The organism is Nostoc sp. 'Peltigera membranacea cyanobiont' 213 (genome assembly GCF_002245975.1).
Classification (GTDB): domain Bacteria; phylum Cyanobacteriota; class Cyanobacteriia; order Cyanobacteriales; family Nostocaceae; genus Nostoc.
Map to the genome: position 1 here is coordinate 18717 of NZ_NOLI01000100.1, position 10631 is coordinate 29347.

The 10631-nt window shown below is 41.5% G+C and carries 12 protein-coding genes; 3 read left to right on the forward strand and 9 right to left on the reverse strand.

The window, feature by feature from the left end; translation table 11 throughout:
• Nucleotides 1-34 precede the first annotated feature (34 nt).
• From arsC to CDG77_RS23460, 5 genes are all read right to left on the reverse strand, one after another.
• Nucleotides 35-430, reverse strand: a complete 396-nt coding sequence (gene arsC / locus CDG77_RS23440) for an arsenate reductase, glutathione/glutaredoxin type (RefSeq protein WP_094331765.1) — start codon at nt 428-430, stop codon at nt 35-37.
• Between the two features lie 39 nt (nt 431-469).
• Nucleotides 470-1135, reverse strand: a complete 666-nt coding sequence (gene arsH, locus CDG77_RS23445; RefSeq protein WP_094331766.1) for an arsenical resistance protein ArsH — start codon at nt 1133-1135, stop codon at nt 470-472.
• A 38-nt stretch (nt 1136-1173) separates the two neighbouring features.
• Nucleotides 1174-1644 carry a phosphatase domain-containing putative toxin gene (locus CDG77_RS23450; RefSeq protein WP_223269934.1) on the reverse strand — a complete coding sequence of 157 codons (471 nt, stop codon included), beginning with the start codon at nt 1642-1644 and terminating at the stop codon, nt 1174-1176.
• A gap of 14 nt (nt 1645-1658) precedes the next feature.
• Nucleotides 1659-2720 carry an ACR3 family arsenite efflux transporter gene (arsB, locus tag CDG77_RS23455; RefSeq protein ID WP_094331767.1) on the reverse strand — a complete coding sequence of 354 codons (1062 nt, stop codon included), beginning with the start codon at nt 2718-2720 and terminating at the stop codon, nt 1659-1661.
• A gap of 337 nt (nt 2721-3057) precedes the next feature.
• A complete protein-coding gene (locus tag CDG77_RS23460) occupies nt 3058-3381 on the reverse strand; it encodes an ArsR/SmtB family transcription factor (protein ID WP_094331768.1) in 324 nt (107 codons plus the stop codon).
• Nucleotides 3382-3763: 382 nt separating this feature from the next.
• Between CDG77_RS23460 and CDG77_RS23465 the strand changes: the two genes are divergently transcribed.
• Complete coding sequence (locus tag CDG77_RS23465; RefSeq protein WP_094331769.1) at nt 3764-4573, forward strand: metallophosphoesterase family protein; 810 nt, start codon at nt 3764-3766, stop codon at nt 4571-4573.
• Between the two features lie 370 nt (nt 4574-4943).
• On the opposite strand, the gene CDG77_RS23470 is transcribed toward CDG77_RS23465, so the two are convergent.
• From CDG77_RS23470 to CDG77_RS36780, 3 genes are all read right to left on the reverse strand, one after another.
• The gene (locus CDG77_RS23470; RefSeq protein WP_094331770.1) at nt 4944-6176 is read right to left on the reverse strand and encodes an aspartate aminotransferase; all 1233 of its coding nucleotides are present in this window, start codon (nt 6174-6176) and stop codon (nt 4944-4946) included.
• The gene (locus tag CDG77_RS23475; RefSeq protein ID WP_094331771.1) at nt 6173-7363 is read right to left on the reverse strand and encodes an iron-containing alcohol dehydrogenase family protein; all 1191 of its coding nucleotides are present in this window, start codon (nt 7361-7363) and stop codon (nt 6173-6175) included. Before CDG77_RS23475 ends, CDG77_RS23470 begins: the two co-directional genes overlap by 4 nt.
• Before the next feature lie 138 nt (nt 7364-7501).
• Nucleotides 7502-7654, reverse strand: coding sequence for a hypothetical protein (locus CDG77_RS36780; protein ID WP_190234049.1), 153 nt, complete (start codon nt 7652-7654; stop codon nt 7502-7504).
• Between the two features lie 373 nt (nt 7655-8027).
• Here CDG77_RS36780 and CDG77_RS23480 point away from each other — a divergent pair, with 373 nt between their 5' ends.
• The gene (locus CDG77_RS23480; RefSeq protein WP_258169846.1) at nt 8028-8306 is read left to right on the forward strand and encodes a CVNH domain-containing protein; all 279 of its coding nucleotides are present in this window, start codon (nt 8028-8030) and stop codon (nt 8304-8306) included.
• 156 nt (nt 8307-8462) lie between these two features.
• Here the strand turns inward: CDG77_RS23480 and CDG77_RS23485 are convergent, their stop codons facing one another.
• Nucleotides 8463-10076 carry an NAD(P)H-quinone oxidoreductase subunit 4 gene (locus CDG77_RS23485; protein WP_094331772.1) on the reverse strand — a complete coding sequence of 538 codons (1614 nt, stop codon included), beginning with the start codon at nt 10074-10076 and terminating at the stop codon, nt 8463-8465.
• A 345-nt stretch (nt 10077-10421) separates the two neighbouring features.
• Between CDG77_RS23485 and CDG77_RS35685 the strand changes: the two genes are divergently transcribed.
• Nucleotides 10422-10631, forward strand: a 210-nt coding sequence (locus CDG77_RS35685; RefSeq protein ID WP_143857079.1) for a hypothetical protein, incomplete at its 3' end; no start/stop codon positions are given.

Consider the following 10631-nt stretch of genomic DNA (forward strand, 5'->3'; position numbering starts at 1 on the left):
TCCACAACTTCTCAAAGAAGTCGCAGATATGGTGTTAATTGAGAGACTTAATTAAGCTTACAACTCGTTCCTTAACTTCATCTCGAACGCGGCGAAAAGTTTCAATTGATTGCCCTGCTGGATCGTCAAGCTGCCAATCCTCAAACACATCTCTTAACACCCACTCTTCGGGTAAGTTAACACCACAACCACATAATGAAATCACAGCATTATAATCATCAGCATTGAAATCACTTAAAGGTTTAGAAGTTTGATTGCTAATATCAATCCCAATTTCTGCCATAACTTCAACAGTAAGGGAATCTACTTCACTTGCTGCCAAACCAGAACTAGCAGCAGCAACCTTACCTTCTCCTAATATTCGCGTAAATCCCTCTGCCATTTGCGATCGGCGCGAATTATGCTTACAAACAAACATTACTTTTTTCATGATGTTGTTATTTCTTGATATGTTGACAGGAGAAAAATCTTATAAACTTCGATTGGCATTTAGTTCCAGGGCACTATTTGCTACCTTAATGGTTTCTTGTACTGCTTTTTCTTTACGTTCGCTGTGGCGATCTGTTAGGTAATCAACCCGATCGCGCAATAGCAGCGTAAATTTGTACAGTTCTTCCATAACATCAATGACGAGATCGCGGTAAGGTGAATCCTTCATCGTTCCCTCTTCGTTAAATTCTTGGTAAGCTTTCGCCACTGAAGACTGATTGGGAATCGTAAACATTCGCATCCACCGCCCCAAAATTCGTAGCGTATTGACAGCATTAAAAGACTGAGAACCACCGCTAACTTGCATGATTGCTAAGGTTTTGCCTTGAGTTGGTCTGACTGCTCCTAAACTTAAAGGAATCCAGTCAATTTGGTTTTTCATAATGCCAGTAATATTACCGTGCATTTCAGGAGAAGACCACACTTGCCCCTCAGACCAGATGCTCAATTCCCGTAATTCCTGTACCTTGGGATGAGTATCTGGCACACTGCCATAAATGGGTAATTCCCAAGGATTGAAAAACCGCACTTCTGCACCAAATTCTTGAATAATCCTTGCGGCTTCTTCGGCTAGTAGTCGGCTGTATGAACGCTCTCGTAGAGAACCGTATAGAAATAGAATTCTCGGTTTGCGATCGAAGGTCATTATGTAACAAAAGCTCCGCTATGGCTAAATATAAATACTTATTTTCCTGCCAACTCTTGCAAAAAGTTGTGTTGTGCTTCTCGAAGTTCCACTTCAGAGTTGGCGCTTTGAATGGTCTGCATGGCGTTTTTATAAGACGAGCCACTATAAATTAGGTAAGCAGCTAACATTGTTCCCGTCCTTCGTCTCCCACTCGTGCAATGAACTGCAACAGCTTTGTCAAGAGCATTTTGGCTGTCAATAAAGTTTTGTAATTCCTGAAGCTGTTCCCCATTGGGTGGAGTGCCTCCTTGGATTGGCAACCAGAGATAAGGAATGTCAGCTTGTTGATACAAATCTAAATTAGAGAGGTCATCCATAACGGAGACAATTGCATATATACCTGCCGTCTGTAACTCTTTCAGTTCCTCTGCTATAGGCTTACGAACACCTGCTAGTTTCCCTGGAATTACCCACCACAGGTTTTCTGAAATCGGTTTAATTTGTTCGTGTTCCATTTGTTTGAGCATTAGTCCAAAATGGATCAGATTCTCGATTCAGGTGTTGTGAAATAATGTTTTTCAAACCAAAAAGCAACATTAACCAGACCAATCAGTACAGGCACTTCTACCAGAGGTCCGATAACGGCAGCAAAAGCAACACCCGAATTGATACCAAACACGGCAATTGCCACTGCGATCGCCAGTTCAAAATTATTTCCTGCTGATGTAAATGCTACACTTGCGGCTCTAGAATAGTCTGTCTTAACGCGCCAAGCCATGTAAAAGCTGACCAGAAACATGATGATGAAGTAAACGATTAGTGGAATTGCAATCTTCACCACATCCAAGGGTATCTGAACGATCAAATTCCCTTTCAAGCTGAACATAATCACGATTGTAAATAATAGAGCAATCAGCGTAATCGGGCTGATTTTAGTCACAAATTCCTCATGATACCACTGCTTACTTTTCACCTTTACTAAGAAGAAACGAGTGAAAAATCCTGCTAAAAAGGGAATACCGAGATAGATAAACACACTTTTGGCAATCTCGGCGATGCTGACATTCACAATACTGCCTTGTAACCCAAACCGTGGCGGCAGTACCGTGATGAAAAACCAGGCATAAGGACTATAAAAGATAACTTGAAAGATGCTGTTGAAGGCAACCAATCCAGCCGTGTATTCTGTATTGCCTCGCGCCAAGTCACTCCACACAACTACCATTGCAATACAACGGGCTAATCCAATCAGAATCAATCCCGTCATGTATTCTGGATAACCGTGTAAGAAGATAGCTGCCAGAGCAAACATCAAAATTGGCCCAATTATCCAATTCTGAAGTAGTGACACACCAAGAATTTTTCCGTTACGAAATACATCCCCCAATTCTTCGTATCGCACCTTTGCTAGGGGTGGGTACATCATCAGAATTAACCCGATGGCAATTGGTATATTGGTTGCCCCTACTTGAAATTGATTGATAAAGGCTTCTACTCCAGGAAAAAAATAGCCTAGACCAACACCGATCGCCATTGCTAAAAAAATCCATAAGGTCAGGAAGCGGTCAATAAAAGAGAGGCGTTTTGAAGTTTTTTTGCTCATTACAGAGTTCATACAGCTTACATAATTTAATGTTTCATAATGAACAAGTTGCTTGGTTTAGATAATTACTTAGACGTTCATTGACCTCACTCTTATAGGTAATTTTGAATGTATGCGTATATCATTTCAAGAAAACTTGATGTGTCAATATAAAGCATAGCACCAGATTTCAATATACATCAAAAAAAATTGATGGGTAGCGTTTTTCCTTTGTGGGCAATAGTTTTTAGGGGCGCACAGATAGATATGCGCCCCTAATGTATTCCACCAAATTAAAAACATCTATATTGCTCAGTCAAGCAGTTAGACAGTTGCCTGAAGATTGATAAACTTATCCCTAATCGCAGCAGGGATGGGCAGATGAAATTACGCTATTGTGACTAAAATCTGCCAAATACAGTTCTAAAACGCTAAATTGAGGCAAATTTAAACTGTAATAAATCCAGCGTCCTTCGTGACGGGAGTTAACTAAGCCAGCTTCCTTGAGGGTTTTCAGGTGAAAAGATAGTTTTGACTGACTTACCCCCAAGGCTTCGCACAAATCACATACACATAATTCTCGCTGTCTTAAGAGTTCCAGCACACTAATTCTGAGGGGATCAGAAAGGGCGTGAAAGCCAGCAGCAATTAGATGAGGAATAGTGGCTGAGGAGGTGAGCATCAATTACAGTTTGATAAGGGTATGATAACTCCATTGTGAACTAGAAACTAGAGCTTAGGTGTGTAGCAGCTTGTCATCGGATATCGCCCTTGAACAGGACTATTTTTTACCGAAAAAATGGGTAAAAGCCCCGTCATCAAGGACGGATTTATGTTTTATGATATTGTTTTATCTGCAATATTGCGTGATAAAATATAGAGGTGATAGTAAGAGAAGCCAAGCTACTAAATACTTCTGGGCAAGAAGGATCTGCCTCTATTGAGGGAAAGCATGGGGAGAAGACCACCAATACTATTGATGGGAAACCTGATATAGCAAGCGGATTTCTGTGAACCATGAATTAGAATCCCCGTCCGCGACGGTCGGGGAGTATGTCAATACGATGCACATTATATCAATCTCTAATTTGCCCATTCATCAAATCCAGTATCTGACAGCAGCTTCTGGTGGTATTGGTGTTGTTGAGAGATATTTACCAGTTTTATTAGGAGAAGTTGACTATTTACCTAATAATTTAGAGGCAATTACAATTACAAGCGATTTACAAGGAATTGACCCGAAAAATCAACAACTTCTCGGTTATCTTGTCATAGAAGAATTAGAAAAATTGGCAGATATCGGAAAAATACCCTCGCTAAAAAATACAGGCATGATATTAGCAGGTGATTTCTATGCAGAGGTCAATAGGCGTAGTGGAGTAGTGGGCGACATCCGAGACATTTGGCACGCTTTTAGTCAACAATTTTGTTGGGTGGCTGGTGTTGCTGGAAATCACGATAGTTTGGGAAATACACAAGAAGAAATTCTGGTTTTTAAACAAAATCGGAGTATTTACTATCTTGATGGTGAAATTAGAAGAAATGGTGAGCTTAATCTTGCCGGAATCTCTGGTATTATTGGTAAAAAAAACAAACCTTTCAGACGTTCTGAGAAAGAATTTATTAAAGCAATTCGGGAACTGATAAAGCAGTCACCAGATATTTTAATTCTACATGAAGGCCCGGATTACCCACAAGGTAATTTGGTTGGGAAAGAATCTATCCGCAAGGAGTTAGAAAAAATCAAGATAACTAATAATTTGCTAGTTATCTGTGGTCATTCTTATTGGAAAATTCCGACAATCATTTTAGAAAATGGGATACAAGTTATTAAAGCAGATAGTCGGGTTATCGTACTTCAGGCGAAGAAATAATATCAACTTTATATATAGCGCGATCCGATTCAATACAGTTCGGTTAAGGCAAGAGACGCGATGAATCGCCGTCTCTACAAAAATCATTTCGTCTTGATGGCGATTTATCGCGTCTTTGGGATCTAAAATTGCCATCAAAAAACCTTAACCGAACTGTATTACGATCCGATTTGATTTTTTAAAAAATTTAAGTAGATCTAGGGTGTGTTACGGCTTCCGTAACACACCCTGCATCTCTTTTCAAAAATCAAATATGAGTCCTATAGGATTACAGGAAAATTCTGTTTTTAACTATCTCTACTTTCTTACATGATATCAAACATCATCAGCCAAAATTTGAGTCATATAGTGTTGGGTTTCCTTATTCTATTCAACTAACGAGATCGGCGATCGCTCCTGAAGGAGAAACTACGCTTTCAGGTTGATAGCGGATACCTGCTTGCTTGAAGCGGTGTAAGGCTTCACCCAAGCGATCGCAATCGGCAATTAAACTGATTCTGACATAACCCTCACCTGCAACCCCAAAGGCATTACCTGGGGTAAGAACAACACCAGTTTGCTGCAACACGTTTAAGGCAAAATCAGTGGAACCAACACCAACAGGACACTTCACCCAAAGATACATTGTCGCCTTGGTTTTGGGGATATCCCAACCCAACTCTCCTAACCCATCAATGAGGAAATCGCGGCGGGTACGATAACGTTGTTGTACCTCGTGCAAATACACATCTGGCAACTGTAAAGCGGTTTCGGCTGCTGTTTGCAAAGCAGCAAAAATGCCGTAATCCAAATTAGTTTTCAGCGTCCGCAAACCTTGAATTACATGGCGATTACCTACCACAAATCCAACGCGCCAACCAGCCATATTGTAGGTTTTAGATAAGGTGTGAAATTCTACACCAATATCTTTCGCGCCGGGAATTTCTAGCAAGCTAGTGGGTTGATAACCATCAAAAGCTAACTCGGCATAACATAAATCATGCACCAGCAAAATTTCATATTTACGGGCGAAGGCGACGATTTCTTCAAAGAATTCGCGAGGGGCTGTGGCAGCAGTTGGATTGCTGGGATAGTTGAAATAGAGAATTTTAGCTTGTCTAGCAACTTCATCAGGAATGGCAGCTAAATCAATTAACCAGTCATTTTCTGGTTTGAGGATCAAGCTATGGATTTTGCCGCCTGCGATCGCCGGGCCGCGAAAATGGGCGGGATAAGCGGGGGAAGGAACCAAAACTAAATCGCCAGGATTAACGTAGGCAAGTGCTAAATGGGTTAATCCTTCTTTAGAACCCAGCAATGGCAAGGCTTCGCTATCAGGATCGAGAATCACATCATAACGGCGACGATACCAGTTAGTGATGGCGCGGCGGAAACTAGCAGTCCCTTCAAAGGGTGGATAACCGTGATTGGCGGGATCTTTTAAAGCGGCGATCGCAGCTTCTACAACTGGTGCTGGCGTTGCACCATCGGGGTTTCCCATACCCAAATCAATTAAATCTAAACCTTGTTCCCGTGCTTTAGCTTTTAGTTCATCTAAACGGGCAAATACATAAGGTGGTAGTTTTTGTATGCGTTCTGCTGGGACAATCCAATTTAAACTCATAAAACCTCGTCACTGATTCCCTTGGGCGAAACTCGATTTGTAGTGTCTCTACTATCTATAGGTGCAGTGGTCGAAACCATTGCTGCCATCAACTGTTCTGGCGCGACTTTAAAGGGTAGTCGATGGATATCAGAATTAGGAACTAAAGCAATATCGGCAGCTGTTTGCAACTCGCCTAATGTAATATTGCCCAATCCCAAATCACTTAATTTTTGGGGTAGTCCAATTTCTGTGTAGAACTTTAACAACTGTTGTCGTGCTGATGCTGCTAGTTGATTGCCTTGTAGCATTTCTTCTAAACGCAGTTGTACCAAAATCCCAAAAGCAACTTTTTCGCCATGAATACTGCCATGTCCTGAAATATGAGTTAAACCATTATGCACGGCATGGGCTGCAACTGTGCGACATTGCGCCCCTCCAAGTCCCCCAACTACCCCGGCTAACAAAACAGTTGCGTCTACGACTTCTTGCCAAACTTCACTACCTGGTTCTTTCAAGGCAGGGGCTGACTTTTGCAAGAGGATATCTCGCAAAACTCGCGCTTGTTGCACCGCAGCAATAATTAAAGTGTCTTGCAAATGCCCACTGCTAACTGAGGCTTCGTACCATTTAGCGATCGCATCACCAATTCCAGCGACTAAAGTCCGTTGTGGCGCAGTCTTAATCAAGTCGTAATCGAGTATTAGTAAATCGGGACAACGAGATAGTCCCACATCGTACAGAAATGCTCCATCTTCCGAATATACATTCGATAAAGCACTCCAAGCTGCACAGGTAGCCCCTGATGTCGGAATTGTCACCACTGGTAACTGCAACTGCTGTGCGAGTAATTTCGCTGTATCTAAGGCTTTTCCGCCACCAACACCGACAATTACATCAGCTTTATGTTCTTTTGCCTTCTTCTGTAAAGATTTTAGGCTAGCTTCGCAGCAATCTGCACCATAAGAAGCTAGGGCAGAATGTAACTGTTTCGTTTCTAAAATTGGTTGCAAATTCTTTCGGCTGATGGCGAGAGTCGACTCACCCCCCACAATTAAGGGACGACTTCCCAAACAGGCGATCTCTGCTGCTGCGGCTGGTAACACCCCAGAACCACGGATTACTTTTGCTGGGGCAACTATGAGCGTAAATAATGCACTAGAGGTTTGAGTAGACAAAGAAGTTTGAGTAGAAAGTTGATTAGACATATAATCTAGTTTGCCAAAACCCTGATATTTCTTAATCTAATAGACTTGCAACGAGTTATAGTTGTTGCCTTATGGCTACAAACTTGCATCTGACTAAACTAGGTTTTAACCGATCTAATCGCCAACTGCTTAAGTAATTTAACGACGTTGCTTGAATTTGTGATGTCCATTAGCCTGAAGTTCCGAACTATCAAAGTTTTGAATAACCGTATGATTAATTAACATTACCATTGCTAGATCAACTCTGGACATCCTTCCTTTATTTGACGTTTCATCATGTGGAGTCGGCATATTAGTTTCCCTCTGCGTCCAGACACGGTTTAGCCATCCGTATTTTAAATACCTAAAGTAGCAGTTTTTTTAGGTTTTTTACTGTGTACCTGTCCTTATCTAGACTGATTCTACAACTTTGACAGTCAAACATTCTCATTGAACGCGGCATATCCAGGGTTAGCATGTCTCAAACCCCGTAGAGGGATTGTGATAGAGGATCTGATCCCAATTCTGTATGAAGGTGTGCCAAACGACATGAGGAATGTAGATGCAAAAGGGCTTGCCGTAGGGTAGGGTAGGACGCATTCGCATAGCATCTCGGATAAAAACGTCGGTTCCTCCTGCCTATAACGCTTGGGCAACTGGTCAATTCTCTCAAACTTGTAAAAATATTAGTGTTAATGGCTCAACCTTAACAGCTAGTTGCCAAAAAGCCGATGGACGTACTCCTTCTACAATTTCCATTTACTTAAATCCACATATCGCCAATCTTGATGGAACATTAGACTGGGATGGAGATAAATTTGCTCTGACCTGCAACAATATTGGTTTAGCTGGTGCTAGCAGACTCCGTGCTGAATGCAAGACATCTGACGGAGATACTCTAGGAACATACATTAATCTTGATGAACACGTTACTAATATTGACGGAACTCTCAAATTTGAATAATTTTTAACCACACAGTAGGGGTAATTCATGAATTGCCCCTACCTAAAAATCTCCTTCAATTTAATAATACAAAAAATAAAGGGGCGGTTATTAAATCACCCCTTTATTTCCCTAATATTTAGAATTTACTTGCAGACCCCTTAATGGGAAGTTAATTTACTCAGAAATGTTAATCGAACTTTCAACTTGAGAATTAGCCAATGTTGGTGTTGTAAAAATCTGCGAGTACAGACTTGACGGCTGCTGATGAGCAACAACTGGTAAAACTTCACGAGCATGGGCGGCTAATTCTACTGCCTTCACATCATAAGTCTGCGTTGCTAATTTGGGATAGAAACCAATTCCGATGATTGGCAACAACAAACAAGCGGTAATAAATATTTCGCGGGGTTTAACATCAGATATTACAGCATCCAAGTGCAACTCTTGACTTTGGTCGCCATAGAATACTTGACGCAGCATCGATAGTAAATAAATCGGTGTCAAAATCACGCCTACTGCTGACAGCAGCACTACTACAATCTTGAAGCTGGAACTGTAAACATCACTGGTGGCAATACCGAGAAATACCATCAACTCACCTACAAAACCACTCATTCCGGGTAAGGCGAGAGAAGCCATTGAACCGATGGTAAACAGAGCAAAGGTTTTAGGCATTACCTTGGCCATTCCGCCCATTTTATCCATCATCAAGGTGTGGGTGCGATCGTAAGTCACGCCAGACAAGAAGAACAAGCTAGCAGCAATCAACCCGTGGGAAACCATCTGTAACACTGCACCGCTGATACCTAATTCTGTGTAAGAGGCAATGCCAATCAGCACAAACCCCATGTGGGCAATTGAAGAGTAAGCCAAGCGCCGTTTGAGATTGGTTTGAGCAAAGGCACAGCAAGCACCGTAGACAATGTTAACCACACCCAAAATCACCAGCACCGGGGCAAAAGTCACATGGGCATTGGGCAACATTTCCACATTGAAGCGGATGAGGGCATAACCACCCATTTTTAATAACACACCAGCCAAAATCATCGAACCGGGCGCAGATGCTTCACCGTGGGCATCAGGTAGCCAAGTGTGTAAGGGGAAAATGGGTAACTTCACACCGAAGGCAATTAAGAAACCTGCATAAACCAACAATTCCAAGGTTTTGGGGTATTCTTTCATTCCCAGAGTCGCCATGTCGAAGGTGACGGTATCTCCAGAGAATGCCATTGCAAAACCGGCAATCAAGATAAATATTGATGCGGCGGCGGTGTAAAGAATGAATTTAGTAGCTGCATAACGGCGATTTTGTCCTCCCCAGATGGAAATCAGCAGGTAAACCGGCACTAACTCGATTTCCCACATTAGGAAGAACAGCAGCAAATCTTGGGCGACAAATACGCCAAGCTGGGCGCTGTACATCGCTAGCATCAAACCATAAAATAATCGCGGCTTGGTGGTAACTTTCCAAGCCGCGAATATTGCGAGAGTATTTATTAAGCCTGTTAGAAGCAGTAAGGGCATCGATAAACCGTCAACCCCCACAGCCCAATGCAAACCTAATTGCGGTATCCAAGGATAGTTTTCTACAAATTGGAGTCTTGAACTCTGAAAGTCGTACTTATACCAAAAGGCATAAATCATCAGTGCAAAGTCAGCGATCGCAACTCCCAGACCATACCAACGAACAGTTCTACCTTCTTTGTCTGGGATCAGGGGGATGGCTAAGGCAGCCACCAAGGGGAAGAGGATTATGGCTGTTAACCAGGGAAATTCAATAGCATTCATCACTTCTGACAATCAATCTGCCTTTTCGCTTATAGTTGCATTATATTAAGTAATTTTTACTTTTGTAAACATTGTCTATCTTTAAAAGATTAAATTTTTAATATTGATAGGAACATATACTCATAAAATGTTATGTCTTCAGAATAAATAAGAATAAATACTTATTGAATTTTACCGTTCCAATCTTAAATGTAAACTTTTGCAACGTCAATAAAAAACGCTAGCTAAAGCCACCATTACAATCTCGTTACATTTTATAGAACATTTTTGAGGTAGAAACAATCCTCAAACCTATACAGGGTAAGGAAAATACACCAAGTGTTCAAAAATAGCTGAAATTCAGCTATGGCAATATACCAAGCAAAACGATATCAAAGTCTATCTGTATTAGGACGGGAGCATCCCTCTTTAGCGAAAACATCAAATAGCGAGTGTTTGGATTTTAGCGCTTTACCACAATGTATATTTATGGTAGAGGAAGCACATCAAAGAGGTGAAAGTGAAGTGTTACACAAGGTTGTACAAGTCCGTTTATATCCGTCACTTGAGCAACAA

Bases quoted from the DNA above. Each gene is read 5' to 3' on its own strand.
- CDG77_RS36780 (WP_190234049.1), bottom strand. From the start codon at position 7,654: ATGCCGACTCCACATGATGAAACGTCAAATAAAGGAAGGATGTCCAGA.
- arsB (WP_094331767.1), bottom strand. From the start codon at position 2,720: ATGAGCAAAAAAACTTCAAAACGCCTCTCTTTTATTGACCGCTTCCTG.
- CDG77_RS23460 (WP_094331768.1), bottom strand. From the start codon at position 3,381: ATGCTCACCTCCTCAGCCACTATTCCTCATCTAATTGCTGCTGGCTTT.
- CDG77_RS23470 (WP_094331770.1), bottom strand. From the start codon at position 6,176: ATGAGTTTAAATTGGATTGTCCCAGCAGAACGCATACAAAAACTACCA.
- arsH (WP_094331766.1), bottom strand. From the start codon at position 1,135: ATGACCTTCGATCGCAAACCGAGAATTCTATTTCTATACGGTTCTCTA.
- CDG77_RS23485 (WP_094331772.1), bottom strand. From the start codon at position 10,076: ATGAATGCTATTGAATTTCCCTGGTTAACAGCCATAATCCTCTTCCCC.
- arsC (WP_094331765.1), bottom strand. From the start codon at position 430: ATGAAAAAAGTAATGTTTGTTTGTAAGCATAATTCGCGCCGATCGCAA.
- CDG77_RS23465 (WP_094331769.1), top strand. From the start codon at position 3,764: ATGCACATTATATCAATCTCTAATTTGCCCATTCATCAAATCCAGTAT.
- CDG77_RS23475 (WP_094331771.1), bottom strand. From the start codon at position 7,363: ATGTCTAATCAACTTTCTACTCAAACTTCTTTGTCTACTCAAACCTCT.
- CDG77_RS23450 (WP_223269934.1), bottom strand. From the start codon at position 1,644: ATGCTCAAACAAATGGAACACGAACAAATTAAACCGATTTCAGAAAAC.